Source organism: Mycolicibacterium iranicum (assembly GCF_014190915.1).
In the GTDB taxonomy this organism is placed as follows: domain Bacteria; phylum Actinomycetota; class Actinomycetes; order Mycobacteriales; family Mycobacteriaceae; genus Mycobacterium; species Mycobacterium iranicum_B.
Genome location: NZ_JACHVU010000004.1, coordinates 495862 through 511331, shown reverse-complemented (window position 1 = coordinate 511331; position 15470 = coordinate 495862). Strand labels below are relative to the sequence as shown.

Below are 15470 nucleotides of genomic sequence, written 5' to 3'. Positions count from 1 at the left end.
CGGCGGGCAAACTCCTGCACCCGGAGCTACAGCACCTTCGACAGGAACTCCTGCAGCCGCGGATGTTTGGGGTTGTCGAACACCTCGGCCGGGGTGTCGTCCTCGACGATCTTGCCGTCGGCCATGAACAGCACGCGGGAGGACACCTCCCGCGCGAAACCCATCTCATGGGTGACCACCACCATCGTCATGCCGCCGGAGGCCAATTCGCGCAGCACCTCGAGAACGTCGCCGACCATCTCCGGGTCCAGCGCGCTGGTGGCCTCGTCGAACAGCATGATCGACGGGTTCATCGCCAGCGCCCGCGCGATGGCGACACGCTGCTTCTGACCGCCCGACAGGGTGGCGGGTTTGACGTGGGCCTTGTCGCCGAGCCCCACCTGTTCGAGCAGTTCGAGGGCCCTTTTCTCCGCGGCCGCCTTGTCCATCTTCTTGGTCAGAAGCGGTGCGAGCGTGACGTTTTCGATGACCGTCATGTGCGGGAAGAGGTTGAAGTGCTGGAACACCATTCCGATGTGCTGACGCACCTGGTCGAGGTCGACCTTCGGGTCGGAGAGGTCGAAGTCGTCGATGACGACCGTCCCTCCCGTGATGTCCTCCAGCTTGTTCAGACACCGCAGGAACGTGGACTTGCCCGACCCGGACGGCCCGATCACGCAGACGACCTCACCGTGCTTGACCGTGGTGTCGATGCCGTCGAGGACGACGAGATCACCGAAGGACTTCTTCAGGCCTTTGATGCGGATTTTGACCTTGCCCTGCGGCTCGGTGGCCGCCGCTTCCGGAATCAGCTGGCTCATTTCACGATCCTTTTCTCGACCCGGTCGGACAGCTTGGTCAGCGCCATGATCACCATGAAGTAGACGATGCCGATGATCAGCCACATCTCGAAGGATTTGTAGTTGCCGGCGATGATGATCCGGCCGGTCTGCGTGAGTTCGGCGATACCGATGACCGACAGGATCGACGTGTCCTTGAGTGTGATCACGAACTGGTTGATGTAGGACGGGATCATCGTGCGGATCGCCTGCGGCAGAATCACTTTCCGCATGGTGGGTAGATACCCGATGCCGAGGCTGCGGGCGGCTTCCATCTGCCCCTTGTCCACGGACAGGATGCCGCCGCGGACGATTTCGGTCATATAGGCCCCGGCGTTGAGCGACAACGTGATGATGCCGGCCGTCAGTGCCGACATCTGGAACCCGAGGGCCGACGGTATGCCGAAGTAGATGAAGAAGGCCTGCACCAGAAGCGGTGTGCCGCGGAAGATGTCGACGAAGGTGGTGCCGACGGCGCGCAGCCAGATGGATCGGGACACACGCATCAGCCCGAAGAACGTGCCGAGCACCAAAGCAATGGCGATGGACACGACGGTCAGGATGATCGTCATCTTCAGACCCTCGAGCAGCAGCGGGAGGGTGCTCTTGATCAGTCCGAAGAACGAGTCGTCGGCGGCCGTGGCGTCCTCGCCGAGGTAGGCGTCGATGATCTCGTCGTAGCGGCCCGACTGTTTGAGGTTGTTCAAGCCGGTGTTGAACTTCTGGAGCAGTTCGGCGTTCTGGCCCTTGTTGACGGCGAAGCCGTAGCCGGTCGGATCTTCCTTCGGTGTCACGGTTTTGAATCCGTTGCCCTGGGCGATGCCGTAGAGCAGCACCGGGTAGTCCTCGAAGACGGCGACCGAGTTGCCGGTCTTGACCTCGTCGAACATCGTCGACGAGTCGGCGAACGACACGACCTCGAAGCCGTACCGGTCCTTGATCGAGTTCGCGAAATCCGCGCCCTGGGTGCCGTTCTTGACCGACACCCGCTTACCACGCAGATCCTCGTAGGACTTGATGTCCTCGTCGTCTTCGAGCACCGCCATCTGGATGCCGGATTCGAAATACGGTTCGGAGAAGTCGAAGACCTGCCGGCGTTCGTCGGTGATCGACATTCCGGCGATGACGCCGTCGACCTGATTGGCCTGGACGGCCTGCAGGGCCGCGTCGAATCCGAGCGGCTTGATGTCGACGTTGAACTTCTGATCCTCGGCGATGGCACGGATCAGGTCCATGTCGATGCCGACGAAGTTGCCGTCGTTGTCCTGGAATTCGAACGGGGCGAACGTGGTGTCGGTGGCGATGACGTACGTTTCGCCGTCGGCCTGCGCGGACGGCGCCGCAAGCGTCGCCGTGCCCAGGAGCCCCAGCAGCATCGCCAGAACGGCGACGGCCAGGCCCCCGGCGGGTTGTCGCCGCCGTGGCGCGTCGTCGTGCAGTGGCCAACCGTTACGCATGACTGTCTCCCATCTGGCCCGGGCGGGCAGTCACACGCTAGTCCTGACCTGGCTCCGTCGAAGAGATTTGACTGGTGGGCGTGCCTCAGGCGAGCGCTTCATCAAACAGGTCGAGCACCGCACGCCAGGCGCGCGGAGTATGCGCCGGGTGATAGCCGACGCCGGGCACCGTGGCCGCGGTGTGGGCGGTGCCCTCGATGGGCGACCCGTCGGGGTTGGTCGGGCGGGCCCAGAAGGCGTGCTCGGCGCCGCCGTAGACATTCACGCGCCAGTCGACACCGGCGGCCTGCAGCTCGCGGCCGAACGTCAGGAGCTGGTCAGGGGTGCACAGCGGGTCCTCGGAGCCGGTGCACAGGAGGAAGGCGCCGGTCACTTCGGCCCAGTCCTCGGTCACGACCTTTGGCACGCCGGGGTGGACGACGGCGACGGCTTTGAACGGCACTCGGGCTCGGGCGAGTTCGAGGACGATACTGCCGCCGGCGCCGTAGCCGAGGGCTGCGAGTCTGTCCGGGGCGACGCCGGGAACCGCGAGAAGGACGTCGAGCGCAGCGCTGCCAACGGCCTGCATCCGCGCAGCATCATCGAGCAGAGATAGCACTCGGGCCAGCATCGCTTCCGGCCTGCCGAAGTACACCTCGCCGCCGTGATAGTCCATCGCCAGCGCCACATAACCGCGTGCGGCGAGATCGTCGGCGCGACCCCGTTGGTAATCGTCGAGGCCGACCCCGTCGTGTCCGATGAGGACAGCCGGCCACGGCCCGTCGCCACTCGGCAGGGCAAGGTGGGCGGCCATGGTCATGCCGTCGACGTCATAGGTGACTTCACGCGTGGCAATCATCAGCACGCACGCTATCGAGCGGTCGGCTTGCCCATGCGGTCGTTCGCTCTCGGCCGAAGGTGGGCCGACAGGTTGCCGAGTCGGCCTCGAACCGAACGTGGGCTTTACCCGTTTCTCGCTCACAGTCCGCGTGCAGTACGACGGTCAGCGCGAGGGGCCGGCGTTCGTCAGCAGCACGGCTGCCTCGTCGTAGGGAAATGCTCGGAAGAGCGGCCGAGAACGCGGCGTGACGAGGGCGGCGGCCTCGGCCTTGCTCACCACCTTCGGATTGACGAGCGCGATATTGCGTCCACGCTTGCGCAGCACAATCGGTCCGCCGGCGAGCACATTCTTCAACCAGTCCGTCTGTGGCCCGTAGCCGATGAGGGTGGCATAGCCATCCTGGGTCTTGAAGACCAGAAGGGGCGTTCGATATCGCTTACCCGACTTCCGTCCGACGTGCTCGAGCGTCCCGAGGTTTGGAAGCCACGGTGTGAGCGTCCGGGCCGCCGGATTGGTGACTCGCTTGTTGAACGCTGCTATTCGGCGAGGCATGCGCATTCTTCGGAGTTTAGGTATCGGTTCTAGTTTCTTGCGGACGCGATACCGACGCAGGGAGCGGCCAGCGACAACGACAACTGATTGATCGGCTCCAGCGATCTCACTACATCCACGACCAGACGGTGATCAAGGCCGGGGAAAGCTTGAATTTGCAGGCGGCCCGCAGCAGCGGCCAATGACCTGAAGTGCCTTCGTCGGTGAGCATTTGCGGTCGAGGTCCGGCCAGCGGGCCTCAGAGTTGACGACGAAGCAGTGCGCTTGTACGGCCGTTGCGGCTTATCGGCTGCCCGTCTCGTTCAACCGGGGTGCAGCAACAGCCAACCTATGCATAGATTCCCGCCTACTGCCCCGGTCGACGCGGCGTACCCTCTTTGGGCAACGCGACCGAGCGGTTCACCTGCATCTGCTCTACGGCTGACAAACACAAGCCGGTTACGGGCACACGCTAGGCAACTGCGGCGCCTCCACGTCGCACCGAGTTCTGCGCGTGATTGATTCTCAAGTGTTACTTTCCACTTTGCACAATCAATGTAAAGGGGGAGGACATGGTTGCGCTCAGACTAATCGCCATTAGCACTTTCGCCGCGGCGGCACTGGCGTTCGTTTCCCTGCAATGGGGATATGGCCTGGGCGGTGTCCTTGGCGGGGCGGTCGTCGGAGTAATCATGACGACAGTAATCCCGCGTGTCATCGGCTACATACGCAATGAACGGGTCAATCTATCGGCCGATCATGCGCCACTGGGCTACGTCATCATTTCTAGTGCACTGACGGCGGGCCTCACCTTCTCGGCCGTCTGGTTTCTTCAGTGCTACGGGTTTGAAACGACATCGAATCAGAGCGTTAGCCTTGTGTCGGCCGAGGGCCGCTATTCCATGACTGACGTCGTGCATGACGGCAAACAATTCGTCGCAGTCGGCTGGTACCGAAAAGCTGACACCGACGAATATTTGGATGGTGCGATATGGACCTCGCCAGACGGGCATTCGTGGCGACGCCTGTGGAACGAGGACATCGGTCGACTTCTCGGCGGCATCGAAATCGACGGAGGAAAGGTCGCGCATCGCGTCGTCTCGGCAGTGACTAGGACCGACAACGGCGTCGTTTTGGTCGGATGGGACACTGCGCCGGATGACATCAGCCGCGGTAAGGCCTGGCGGATGCGTACAGATACCGAGTCTTTAGAAGAAGCAGTTGATTTGGATATGCCAGAAGCAGGGTGGTTCGACGGTTTCGCCCAGGACGGAAGTAGGCAGGTGGTAGTGGGGGGCGTCGATGGCACCGCTGTCGCCTGGTTTCGGAATGGAGCAGACCCATGGATTAAGTTTTCGTTCGGCCCGAGTTCGAAGGTGCAAATCTACTCGGTGAACTACGAACATGGGCGCTGGTTTGCAGCAGGAACGGACCGCAGCGAGGACCCAGACTATGACACTGCCCATACCGAGGAGGAGAACCGGTGGGCACGGGATGGAGCCATCTGGTCCTCGGCTGATGGTCAGCATTGGGAAAAGCTAGAAGGCTTCGCCGAGGTTAAGGGCGCACAGAAGGTATCTGACATCATGTATACGCACGGTGTTTGGCTAGCCTTCGGCGAAGACGACTTCGGGGACCCACGACAAATGGACGCAGCTATGTGGTGGTCTGATGACGGCATTAGATGGCAACGCGTGAGCGACAATTCGTTAACGGGGGCTGCCAGCTGGCAGTCGATGGCGGGGGCCGTCGAAAGTCCAGACGGGGCCGGCGTCCTAGTGGTCGGCAGTACGATTCCAGGCAAGGAGCAAGAGACGCCTCCGGCACCGTCCGGTGACAACGAGGCCTTCGCAATCTGGGCAAATGCCACCTGGCAGGTGGCATTCAACCGTGCCAACGGCATCAGATGGCGAGCATTCGCGGAGACGTTTGACTGACAAAATGGAACGCGTTTCTCTGCAGCGTGCACCATGGCCGTGGATTGCCACGCTTCTCTCAGCTCGTCTAGCACCAGCCTGCTGGTGATCAGGAAGTTGCCTTATCGGTAACTCATGATGCCCAGGGGTAATCACTGAAGATGGGGTCTGCCCATAATGGACATTCATCGCCCATGAATGTCGCGTTACCGCATTTCGCGGCTAGGGATAGGGGCCGGGTACCAGGTCTAGACACGAAGCTGCCGTAGCGACCGTGTTGGGCGGCAGCCCGTTTGCGCTGTACTGGACGTCCCCGAGCGGGCCGCGTGCGGTGCCCCCAGTCGGACTCGAACCGACACTTGGCGGATTTTAAGTCCGCTGCCTCTGCCAATTGGGCTATGGGGGCGTCGCAGCTCAGAGGGTACTTTGGCCTGTTTCAGCCTTCTTCTGACGTCCTGGGTACCGCAGTAATACCGCAGTGCTGTCGATGGCCTTGCCAAGCGCATCAGCCACGTCGCTCAAATCGTCGTTGAGCAGGTGGCCATACCGGTCCAGCGTCATCGCGGCGGTCGCGTGCCCCAGGAGTCTCTGCACGACCTTGACGTTAGCGCCTGCGCTAATCGCCAGTGACGCCGTGGTGTGTCTCAGGCCGTGAGGTACCAGCCCTTCGATGCCGACGTCTTCGCAGGCGTTATCGAATGCCCAGCGGTACTCACCGAGGGGAAGGAACCCGCCCTTGCGGCTGGGGAAGACAAGCGCGTTCGGGTCGGCGGGTAGCTCAGCCTTGAGCTTCTTCCAAACAGGTTCAGGCACTGGAACGTGACGATCGCGCTTCGTCTTGGTCGTCGACTCCACGATGCCCTTACCGGTGACCGCGGTTGCGGACGAGCGCACCGTCAGCATCCGATCCACCACATGCCGGCGCCGCAACGCAACGGCTTCGCCGAACCTCAGTCCGCAGTAACCCAGCACCAGCGTCAGCGTCTCGAACCGATCAGCGGCCTTGGCCAGCATCAACAGCTCGGCGTGACTCAGGTAGCGCCGCTCACGCTCGGCTTGCTCGGGAAGGTCTTCGTCCCGCTTGATCTCGAGTGCAACGTTCTTAGCGACCTTGCCCGTTCTCTGGGCGTACTTGAGGACAGCACCTACCAGCTGATGCGCTTGGGTAATCCGACTCGCCGACAGGCCGGTTCCACGCTGCCCACCCTCGACAGACAGCGACCCCAGCCACGTCGAATAAGATTCGTAATCAATCCTTTTCAGTGGAACACCTTCCCACTTCGGCAGCACCACGGTGTCGAGCAACGAACGATAGCCAGCAACGGTTTTCGGCTTACGGTGCTGTTTGGTGGCGAACCACTGCTCGGCAACCGATCCAAACGTCTCCGCGCTCTTCCGCGGATCGACATACTCACCGCGCTGGACATCGGCGGTCAGCAGATTTAGGTAGGCCTGCGCATCCGGCTTGCGCTGGAAACTCTTAGTGCGTTCAGTGCCTGAGCTGTCGACCCACCTGACACGCCAGCGCGACACCTTGCCGTAGACCGCGGACCGCTCGGTGCGCATGGCGCCATCTGATTCTTTGACGCGCTTGTGCCAGCGGTCGTCGATTCCTGCCCGTTCGTTCCGGGTGATCACGAATCGACCCTACCGCAGCAATCCGTGGTACTCATCCGCTTTGCAAGTCGCCGGTCGGCGTCCACTTAGGTCGCATCAGGATGACCCGAACGACTTTTCGGTGAATGTGGGTGCGGTGGTGGACACGTCGATGTCTACCCGGTCACTGTTGGCTCAGTCAAGACAATCGAGATTCGGGAGGAATCTGATGGAATTGCTAGGAGCGAAGGAAGTCTCGGACATAACCGGTGTCCCGGTTGGAACGCTCAGGTATTGGCGTCATTCGGATATCGGTCCAGCAAGCTTCACCTTAGGCCGCCGGGTCGTGTATCGACGCGACGAGGTTCTGCGATGGATCTCGCAGCGGGAGAGCGCAACTCGGCGCGGAGGTGGCGATGCCGCGTAATGCCTGCGCATGAGAAAGACCTCGGGGTCTAGCCGAGGCCTTTCGTTCGAACCACCCGATCGCTCAACCGGAAGCTCGCCATGAGAATAGCCCGTCATGCTCGCCTGCAGGAGTACCGCAGGCAGGAAAACCTGTGAGCGCCAGCAACGAGAGCGACAAGAAGTCAGTGGCCGCGCGCCTGGTAGCCATGGCTCAAGAGCGGTATCTCCTCGGCGTCTCAGAGGACGGAGAGCCGTTCGGCGCTGACCGTGCCCGCCCTCATTTGGCGATTCTGCTGCGTGCGGGGAAGGCCGGCCTGCGCGCCGAACTCGCCTCCCGCTACTTCGCCGAAACCGGCACCGTCGCCGGCGGCCAAGCCCTTACCGACGCCACCCTGGTCCTTGAGGGCCTGGCCGCCAATCAGCCACCCGAGAGGCTGCATCTCCGCGTCGCTGAACTCCACGGAACCAGCTACATCGACACAGGAAGAACCGACGGGAAGGTCATTCGCATCTGCGCAAGCACCTGGTCGGTCATCGACACAGCCCCGGTGCGCTTTCTGCGCACCAAGCTGACAGCTGCGATGCCGCTACCGCCTCCCACCGGCGATGTGAACGGGTTGTGGGATTTCATCAACATCGCCGTTGAAGACCGTCCCGTGCTGATCGCAGCGCTCATAGCCGCATTAATCCAGTGCGATTTGCCGCATCCGGTCCTGGCGCTCTTTGCCGAGCAAGGAAGCGCCAAGACCACGACGACGCGCATGCTGGTCGACCTCATCGACCCCTCCCCCGTTCCGCTGCGCCAGTCACCTCGCGACGCCGACTCCTGGGTGACCGCCGCCGCCGGCTCTTGGGTTGTCGCCCTGGACAACCTCTCAGCGATCCCGCCTTGGTTATCGGACTCGCTGTGTCGCGCCGCCACCGGCGACGGCAACGTCAAGCGCGCGCTCTACACCGACGCTGACCTCTCCGTGGTCAAGTTTCGGCGCTGCGTCATCATCAACGGCATCGACGTCGGCGCGGTACGACCCGACCTCGCCGAACGTATGGCGATGATCGATTTGCGACGCATAGAGCGTCACATGCGACAGCCGGAGGCCACGATGCGACAGCTGTGGCACGCGGCCCTACCAGGCATTTTGAGTGGGCTATTCGAACTGGCCGCGAATGTTCATCACCGCCTGGAAACCATCGAAATCAACGATGCGCCACGCATGGCGGACTTCGGTCGCGTGCTGGCGGCGGTCGACCAGGTTCTGTCGACTGATGGCTTACGGCGCTACACCTCACGTGCGGACCAGCTCTCGGAGGACAGCCTTTCAGGCAACTCATTCATCGAACAGCTGCGCCACCACATCCGAGAGCCGCTACGCAGCAAGTCCGGAGCCGACCTACATACCGCCGTCACCCCGGCTGACGACCATTGGCGGCGCCCGAAGGAGTGGCCCCGCAACGGCCGCGAGGTGACGAGTCTGCTCCGCAGACATGCGCCGGCGCTACGGAAACTGGGATGGGTTATCGAGGACGACGGGGCCCGCAACCATCGCAATGTCTTGCTGTGGACCATCTATCCACCGTCCAAAGATGTAGTTGCCCATCAAGCCTCGCAATCCTCGCGTCCCTTGCTGCTACGGCCCAGCCCTGCCGCAGAGCCCGGCCCCGAACACCCCGAGCCCTCACACACGGACGAACACCGTGACGACCTCTCCGCATAAAGGCATGCTCTGGTCCCAGATTCGACGAGCTGTCGGTGCCTGCAGGCACTATCAGGACGATCCTGGAGGGAGCAGCTGCGATGAGCCTGGACGACGACCTGGAGAAGTTGGCGGTTGCCGCGGTCAGCGATTGGCCCGAGATCGTGTTCTCCGGCCGGCTCGATGCCACGATCCGACACCTCTACCGAACGCATCTGCCGTTTCCGCCGTCCTGGACCCCCGACGAGTGCGACGACTTCATCGAGGAACACGCCGACACCGACGCCCAACGGTTGGCCACCCAGTTCGACGACGCCATCGACGTCGTGATCGAAGATTTTGGCCGGCAGAACGGAATTCTTCCTCATCCTGAGGACGTGGCCGGGATGATCGCCGAAGCACGCAAGGAAGCCGTTTACAAGCTGGAGGCCAGCGTCGCTTACCTCGCCGAGGACCTCGCCCAGACGGCAATCCACACCGCTGGCCGTACCATCTCCAGCATGACCGGGTGCAGTCCCGCCGCACGACGTTCTCTTGGAGAGCCAAGACGCAGGCGTCGCCGAATCAGGTAATCATCACCAATCGCGATGCGGATGAACGGCATTGGACAGCTCCCGCGCAGCCGTCAGTGTGGCACGGTCAAGGTTCTTGAGCCGAGCCTGCTCCGCTACCCGAGCGAGCAACCCGCATAAAGCCTCGCCGTCGTCCAGGACGCTTGCGGCAGCGTCCATCGGTGCGACGGTCTGGTGCGGCTCAGACGTTTCTGCCGGGCGCTTTCGCGAATTCGCGGCTTTCGGTACTTGGATCACGCGAATAGGCGCCCCATATCGCTGGGCGGCGTTGCGTGCCGCCGACGCGTCGCGACGACACTGATCCGAACAGTACAGCCGGCGACGGCCGCGACGAGGAGCAGCATCCTCATCGAGCATCGCTGCATCGCAGCGGATGCACCGCGTGGGATCGTAGGCACCCGTGCCGCTGCTTAATGATTCGTCCACCGCATCATCTGGCCGCGGATCGACGCCGGGTGAGCCGACGTCGGGTCTTCTTCTCGCTCCCGTCGAAGCTGATGAATTCTGCCTGCTCGTATCACCGGACCGCGCACGCCGCAGCGCGGTTTGAATCTCGCGGAGATCCACACCGGTGAGCTCTGCGATCTGCGCCAAGGTCTGGCCGCGGCCCCGCATCTGCTCGACGACGGTCTGCAGCCCACGGAAGTGACCTGACCGCCTCTTCACCGCATCAGCGCGGATGCTCTCGGCCGCGTGGTCGAAACGCTTGCGCTCCCAGGTATCAACGGCTCCTACTCGGTGTAGGATTGCCCGGATCTCCTCGGCGCTAACCGCATTGGCTCTATCGCGGCGGGCCCGCTCCTCGTTTCTCTTGCGCTGCAGTTCGACTGCCCGGTATCGCGCCTGCAGCTTCTGGTTCGCGCCCATGTCCGCCAAACTACGAAGTAGAGCCGCAATAGGTCCACCACCGCAGGCACATTGGGCCCAGAATTTCTTTCGCGCAGCCGGCGGTCATGAATGCCGTCAGCACACCCAACTCAACTGCGTGACATCCGGTGGAGCCTGGACGCGAATGCCGAGCGGCGACTGGCGTGCTTAATCACCGGCCGCAGCGCCACTCATCACCGGTCACGCGAGTGAACAGAACTCGGATTTACGGCCACCGCTTCGCAGGCCGAGAAGCGCGTGATTAGTCGGCGGCATCCAGTCCTGTGCGCAGGGCCTCGCTGAATGCGTCCAGCTTGTCGCGGCGGCGTGCATGTTGGTCAGGGGTCAGGCGGCTCGCGGTGGCATCGAGTACGTCGTCGTGATTGTCGTAAGGAGCCAGCCTTGTCCGCATCTCGAGGTCGACCGCGGCGAGGAGCCTCGCCAGTTCCGGCAGGGACGGCTGGAGAGCACCAGACTCGATTCCAGCGATCACCGTCTCGGCGACGTGAGCCGCCGCCGCCAGTTCTCGCTGCGACATCTCGGCTTCGGCCCTCGCAAGCCTGAGCAGGTTTCCCGCCAACCGCTCAACATGGTGAGCCTTCGTCGTCCCTATCGTGGCCACACTCCAAGTGTGCCGCGGACCTCTGCTCAGCGCTCCCGCGTGCCCAAGAATTACCCGCACCTGCAGCAGTACAACGAACGTCCTGCCCAGCTTGTCGTGCGACGGCACCACCCGTCCTGGCTGCCCACGCTCGAAACCACACACCTCTTGCATTCTGGGGGCGAAGATCGCCAATCAACTTAAAGTTGACGCACGCGGGTGGCGCTTGGGGCGAGAGCCGCCAAGCCGCCATTGAACCATTTCCCGTTTGTGCTGATGAGCGATTTCGGCCCAGATCGTGGTAACTTGCCGTTGACATTGACAACTGTGAGTTGACCGTCTGGAGGCCTTCAGTTGAGCGTTCCAGGTTCGGCGCACCTCGTTCTCGCCGCGGGCGTGGTCCATCTTGATGAACCGTCCGCGGTCTTTGAAGCGATGCTGTCGGGGTGGCGACGCCAGCAGAAGTCCCGGCTGCTTGCCGAGGCCACGATCGAATCGCGATTGGCGTTCGTGCGACGGTTCGCTGCGTTCGCCGAGACGCATCCGTGGGATTGGACGGCCGGCGATGTCGAGGACTTCACGGCGGCTCTGATGTCGGGAAACAACCGCAAGGCGCCCTCGACAATTCGCGGCTACCACATGACGCTGCGGTTGTTTTGTGACTACCTACTCGATGGCCGTTATGGCTGGATCTCGCAGTGCGAGCAGCGGTTCGAAAGGATCCCGTCGCAGGTCTGCCATGACTTCAACACCGCGGCGCATCTGGTCGAATACGAGGGCAAGCCCGCCCGCCGGCCGTTCACCTACGACGAGGTGGAAACGTTGTTCGCGTTCCTTGCCGATCGAGTGGACATCATTGCGCGTTCGGGTCGCAAAGGCGCGTTGGCGGCGTTGCGCGACGCGCAGATGATCAAGACGGCCTACGCCTTCGGGTTACGCCGTCGAGAGCTGTGCTACCTCGACGTGGCCGACCTGCGTCCCAACCCGCGGATGCCGGCGTGGGGAACGTTCGGCGCCGTCCACGTCCGGTATGCCAAGTCCAGCCGCGGCAGCGCCCCTCGGCGTCGCACGGTGCTGGCCGTTCCCGAGTTCGACTGGGTGATCGACGGACTGCGCCAATGGGTCGATCAAGCCCGGCCGCTTCTGAGTCCCGGCAGCCGTCAAGAGTTGTGGCTGACTGAGCGTCGGCAGCGGGTGGCGACCAAGCAAATGGACAAGCGATTCGCCTACTTGCGGGCGCAGGCCGGTCTGCCTCAAGACCTCACCCTGCACTGCCTGCGGCACTCCTATGTGACCCACCTGATCGAGTTCGGTTACCCGGAACGGTTCGTTACCGAGCAGGTCGGACATTCTTACGCCTCGACCACCGCGATTTACACCTCGGTGTCCAACGACTTCAAGACCAAAACGTTGCAGGCGGCGCTGCGCCGCGTCTACGGATCCGCGACGACTGAAGGGAGCCAGGATGAGCACTAGAACCGTCCTCCGGTGGAACCTGCGCCGCCTGATGGCCGAGAACGGCATGTTCGCCACCACCGACCTCGTCGCACCGCTGCACGAACGTGGCGTGGAGATCTCCCGACAGATGGTTCACCGGATCGCTACCAAGCCTCCACAGCGCATCAATCTCGACCTGCTGGCGGCGCTGTGCGACATCCTGGCGTGCACCCCCAACGATCTGTTCGAGCTCGCCCAAGAACAGATCCGCGAGGCACCCGCAGTCAACGACAGCGGGCCCGGGATCGGCGACCTGCGGCCGATCCGCGCCAGGATCCGCCGCCCCGGCGACAACGAGTGAATCGACGAGCCTGCTGGGAGTGCGCAAGCACCAACTACCTGACCCGGCTGACGCATGGGTGTCGCATTTGTGTCGGCTGCCGTCGCAGGCGGCACTACCACCCCGAAACCTGTCCGGGCTGCCATGTCGTGCGGCCGCTGGCATGGCGACGCGGCGAGACGGTGGTGTGCGCGTCATGTGCCGGTGTCGAGTCGATCTTCGGGTGCCGCGAATGCGGGCGCGAAGACCATCCCTACGGGCACAATCGGTGCGCGCGATGCTTCCTGCGTGAACGCCTCAGCGACTTGCTCGCCGACCCGACGACCGGCCAGATTCACCGCCAATTGCGGCCGGTCTTCGACGAGCTGGTGAACTCCGAACGCCCACAAACAGGGCTGTGGTGGCTGCGCAAGAAACCTGGCATCGGCCCCCAACTTCTCGGGCAGATGGCTTGCGGCGCGGTCGACATCAGCCACGACACCTTCCGCACCCTGCCCTCGGATCGTGCCCACGACTACCTTCGCAGTCTTCTCGTCGCGGTCGGTGTCCTGGAACCGTTCGACATCCGCATCGAACGGATGCTGCCCTGGATCGAAGACATCGTCGCCGAACTGCCCGCCGAGGACGCCGCCTTGATTCGCCGATTCGCGCACTGGCAGGTGCTGCGAGGAATGCGCAAGGCCGCCCGTGAAGACCGGTTGACCAAGTCGATGGCCGATGCGTGTCGACGGCGCATCCGCGTCGCGATCGAGTTCGTGGGCTTCCTCGCCCGCCATGACGCCAGTGCGGCGACCGCGACCCAGGATCTGTTGGAGCGCTACCAAGAACACGTCGGCAGGATGCTGAACCATGAGTACGCCTTCATCGTCTGGCTACGCCAATCCCGCACCAACACCAAACTCCGAGTCCCCGACGTCCCGCAGTCACCGCCCTCAGTAACCGTCTCCGATACGCAGCGGTGGGCGGCCGTAGAGCGTCTGCTGCACGACACGACCGTGCGCCGTTATACACGAATTGCGGGCCTGCTCACATTGCTGTTCGCACAGCCGCTTTCACGCATCGTCGCCATGCGCACCAGTCAGGTCGCGATCACCGACGACCGGGCCGTGCACGTCACCTTCAGCAAGATTCCAGTCCAGATGCCGCCGCTCCTCGACGACCTCATCCGTGAGCACCTCGAGCACCGCGGCAAAAGCCTCTACGCCTCACGCGGAACCGGCTGGCTGTTCCCCGGCGGCAACCCTGCAGCGCACCTCGCCACCGAGAACATCCGCTCCCAGCTCGTCGCCATCGGGATCAAGCCCTACGAGAACCGCAAAGCGACCCTCTTCCACCTCTCCGGCGACATGCCCGCACCAGTCCTGGCCGAACTGCTCGGGCTCACCGACAAAAACGCCGCCGACTGGGCCAGACTTGCTGCCCGCGACTGGACCGCCTACATCGCCGAAAGAGCCCGCTGACCGTATCGCTGTGCCTCAGATGGATTTCGCGGCGGCGGTTCCAGCGCTTGAGTTCTCGCGAGTGATTGTTCACTGCGTGGCGTCGACGCTGTCGAGCCTGCACTTCTCCACCCAAGTCGCCAGAAGGCTTAAAGCGGCGAGCCTCTCGGCGGCCTCCTGCGCCGATAGCTGCGTCCGGTCGTGGGTGGTTGGGTTTCGGATCGCAGCATGGACGCCCGTCGAGAAACTCAACAAGCCGCGGTTCATCGATATGACGGTCTGGTCTTGATTACCTCCGAGCCAGCGCAATCGCGGAGCACCAGCCTTGGGTGGACTCTGCGAGAAGGCCTGCGTGAAAACGTCCTTGTCGTCGAGGTCAGTCCTTCCGGTGAGCTGGCGGACGTGGTCGATGACAGCGCCCACGGCGGATGACACCGCTTCGCGGTACAACTCGATGCGCCATTGGCCTCGAGCCGCGCCCCAGACCAAAGGGTGCATATCCTCGATGCTGATGTCGCCGGTGACATCGACACGGTCGACCATCGATTCAAGGATGCCGATGGTGTGTTCGGACGCGGCGAGGATGTCGTCCGGCTGTACGAGCGAGTGCGGCTGGGTGACAGTTATCCACATCTCGAACGGGTTAACCGGACCGCCGAATCCCGGGCGGGATATCCGCACACCGGTGATGTCGGGAAGATGCGCAATACGGCCAGCTGTCCGTGAGCAGCGGCCCTTCGCCGCCACCCATTCGTCGTCTGACACATCAGATCTCGGTGTCACGGCGGGCAGACTGGCGTAGCCGGCAAGTACCTCGTCAGGCAGGTCGGGACCAGCCATCGCCCGAAGCCCAGCGGTGAACTGACACAGCTCGAGCAGGGCGCTGAACGCCCGCTCAAAGTCGCGCACCTGTTCCGCTGCTCGCCGCAGGAACCGTGGATTCAACTTCAGATCGTCATTGTCACCCATGTACG

Annotated in this window: 15 protein-coding genes and 1 tRNA gene; 7 read left to right on the top strand and 9 right to left on the bottom strand. The window is 63.0% G+C overall.

Features of this window, described 5'->3' with window-relative positions; translation table 11 throughout:
* Positions 1-26 precede the first annotated feature (26 nt).
* From FHR72_RS12815 to FHR72_RS12800, 4 genes are all read right to left on the bottom strand, one after another.
* Entirely contained in the window at positions 27-800 is a 774-nt protein-coding gene (locus FHR72_RS12815) for an amino acid ABC transporter ATP-binding protein (protein WP_183468359.1), read from the bottom strand.
* Complete coding sequence (locus FHR72_RS12810) at positions 797-2194, bottom strand: amino acid ABC transporter substrate-binding protein/permease (RefSeq protein ID WP_260156018.1); 1398 nt, start codon at positions 2192-2194, stop codon at positions 797-799. Before FHR72_RS12810 ends, FHR72_RS12815 begins: the two co-directional genes overlap by 4 nt.
* A 166-nt stretch (positions 2195-2360) precedes the next feature.
* Entirely contained in the window at positions 2361-3113 is a 753-nt protein-coding gene (locus tag FHR72_RS12805; RefSeq protein ID WP_183468355.1) for a dienelactone hydrolase family protein, read from the bottom strand.
* A gap of 144 nt (positions 3114-3257) precedes the next feature.
* Positions 3258-3653 carry a nitroreductase family deazaflavin-dependent oxidoreductase gene (locus FHR72_RS12800; RefSeq protein ID WP_183468353.1) on the bottom strand — a complete coding sequence of 132 codons (396 nt, stop codon included), beginning with the start codon at positions 3651-3653 and terminating at the stop codon, positions 3258-3260.
* Positions 3654-4198: 545 nt separating this feature from the next.
* On the opposite strand from FHR72_RS12800, the gene FHR72_RS12795 reads away from it, so the two are divergent.
* Complete coding sequence (locus FHR72_RS12795; RefSeq protein WP_183468351.1) at positions 4199-5563, top strand: hypothetical protein; 1365 nt, start codon at positions 4199-4201, stop codon at positions 5561-5563.
* 311 nt (positions 5564-5874) lie between these two features.
* Here FHR72_RS12795 and FHR72_RS12790 read toward each other — a convergent pair.
* Positions 5875-5948 (bottom strand) — tRNA-Leu (locus FHR72_RS12790).
* Between the two features lie 8 nt (positions 5949-5956).
* Complete coding sequence (locus FHR72_RS12785; RefSeq protein WP_183468349.1) at positions 5957-7180, bottom strand: tyrosine-type recombinase/integrase; 1224 nt, start codon at positions 7178-7180, stop codon at positions 5957-5959.
* Between the two features lie 187 nt (positions 7181-7367).
* Here FHR72_RS12785 and FHR72_RS12780 point away from each other — a divergent pair, with 187 nt between their 5' ends.
* The 3 genes from FHR72_RS12780 to FHR72_RS12770 all read left to right on the top strand — a co-directional run bounded on the left by FHR72_RS12780 (position 7368) and on the right by FHR72_RS12770 (position 9812).
* Positions 7368-7565 (top strand): helix-turn-helix transcriptional regulator, encoded by a 198-nt coding sequence (locus FHR72_RS12780; protein WP_183468347.1) that lies wholly within the window; start codon positions 7368-7370, stop codon positions 7563-7565.
* A 133-nt stretch (positions 7566-7698) separates the two neighbouring features.
* Positions 7699-9261, top strand: a complete 1563-nt coding sequence (locus FHR72_RS12775; protein ID WP_183468345.1) for an AICE element replication initiation protein — start codon at positions 7699-7701, stop codon at positions 9259-9261.
* Positions 9262-9341: 80 nt separating this feature from the next.
* A complete protein-coding gene (locus FHR72_RS12770; RefSeq protein WP_183468343.1) occupies positions 9342-9812 on the top strand; it encodes a transposase in 471 nt (156 codons plus the stop codon).
* Positions 9813-9815: 3 nt separating this feature from the next.
* Here the strand turns inward: FHR72_RS12770 and FHR72_RS12765 are convergent, their stop codons facing one another.
* Positions 9816-10679, bottom strand: coding sequence for a hypothetical protein (locus FHR72_RS12765; protein WP_183468341.1), 864 nt, complete (start codon positions 10677-10679; stop codon positions 9816-9818).
* A 262-nt stretch (positions 10680-10941) separates the two neighbouring features.
* Positions 10942-11301, bottom strand: a complete 360-nt coding sequence (locus FHR72_RS12760) for a helix-turn-helix transcriptional regulator (protein ID WP_183468339.1) — start codon at positions 11299-11301, stop codon at positions 10942-10944.
* A 414-nt stretch (positions 11302-11715) separates the two neighbouring features.
* On the opposite strand from FHR72_RS12760, the gene FHR72_RS12755 reads away from it, so the two are divergent.
* The 3 genes from FHR72_RS12755 (at position 11716) to FHR72_RS12745 (ending at position 14517) form a co-directional block, all read left to right on the top strand.
* Complete coding sequence (locus FHR72_RS12755; RefSeq protein WP_042509754.1) at positions 11716-12756, top strand: tyrosine-type recombinase/integrase; 1041 nt, start codon at positions 11716-11718, stop codon at positions 12754-12756.
* On the top strand, positions 12746-13078 hold the full coding sequence (locus FHR72_RS12750) for a helix-turn-helix domain-containing protein (RefSeq protein WP_064403599.1): 333 nt from the start codon (positions 12746-12748) through the stop codon (positions 13076-13078). The genes FHR72_RS12755 and FHR72_RS12750 overlap by 11 nt, the downstream gene beginning before the upstream one ends.
* 128 nt (positions 13079-13206) lie before the next feature.
* On the top strand, positions 13207-14517 hold the full coding sequence (locus tag FHR72_RS12745; RefSeq protein WP_067215230.1) for a hypothetical protein: 1311 nt from the start codon (positions 13207-13209) through the stop codon (positions 14515-14517).
* Positions 14518-14586: 69 nt separating this feature from the next.
* Here FHR72_RS12745 and FHR72_RS12740 read toward each other — a convergent pair whose 3' ends face one another.
* Positions 14587-15465: a TIGR02391 family protein gene (locus FHR72_RS12740; RefSeq protein ID WP_050597092.1), complete on the bottom strand. Its 879-nt coding sequence runs from the start codon at positions 15463-15465 to the stop codon at positions 14587-14589.
* Positions 15466-15470 lie beyond the last annotated feature (5 nt).

What these genes read in the sequence shown, in the direction of transcription:
- FHR72_RS12750 (WP_064403599.1), top strand. Translation starts at nt 12,746, where the DNA reads ATGAGCACTAGAACCGTCCTCCGGTGGAACCTGCGCCGCCTGATGGCC.
- FHR72_RS12765 (WP_183468341.1), bottom strand. Translation starts at nt 10,679, where the DNA reads ATGGGCGCGAACCAGAAGCTGCAGGCGCGATACCGGGCAGTCGAACTG.
- FHR72_RS12770 (WP_183468343.1), top strand. Translation starts at nt 9,342, where the DNA reads ATGAGCCTGGACGACGACCTGGAGAAGTTGGCGGTTGCCGCGGTCAGC.
- FHR72_RS12755 (WP_042509754.1), top strand. Translation starts at nt 11,716, where the DNA reads ATGCTGTCGGGGTGGCGACGCCAGCAGAAGTCCCGGCTGCTTGCCGAG.
- FHR72_RS12815 (WP_183468359.1), bottom strand. Translation starts at nt 800, where the DNA reads ATGAGCCAGCTGATTCCGGAAGCGGCGGCCACCGAGCCGCAGGGCAAG.
- FHR72_RS12800 (WP_183468353.1), bottom strand. Translation starts at nt 3,653, where the DNA reads ATGCGCATGCCTCGCCGAATAGCAGCGTTCAACAAGCGAGTCACCAAT.
- FHR72_RS12805 (WP_183468355.1), bottom strand. Translation starts at nt 3,113, where the DNA reads ATGATTGCCACGCGTGAAGTCACCTATGACGTCGACGGCATGACCATG.
- FHR72_RS12795 (WP_183468351.1), top strand. Translation starts at nt 4,199, where the DNA reads ATGGTTGCGCTCAGACTAATCGCCATTAGCACTTTCGCCGCGGCGGCA.
- FHR72_RS12780 (WP_183468347.1), top strand. Translation starts at nt 7,368, where the DNA reads ATGGAATTGCTAGGAGCGAAGGAAGTCTCGGACATAACCGGTGTCCCG.
- FHR72_RS12810 (WP_260156018.1), bottom strand. Translation starts at nt 2,194, where the DNA reads ATGCTGCTGGGGCTCCTGGGCACGGCGACGCTTGCGGCGCCGTCCGCG.
- FHR72_RS12740 (WP_050597092.1), bottom strand. Translation starts at nt 15,465, where the DNA reads ATGGGTGACAATGACGATCTGAAGTTGAATCCACGGTTCCTGCGGCGA.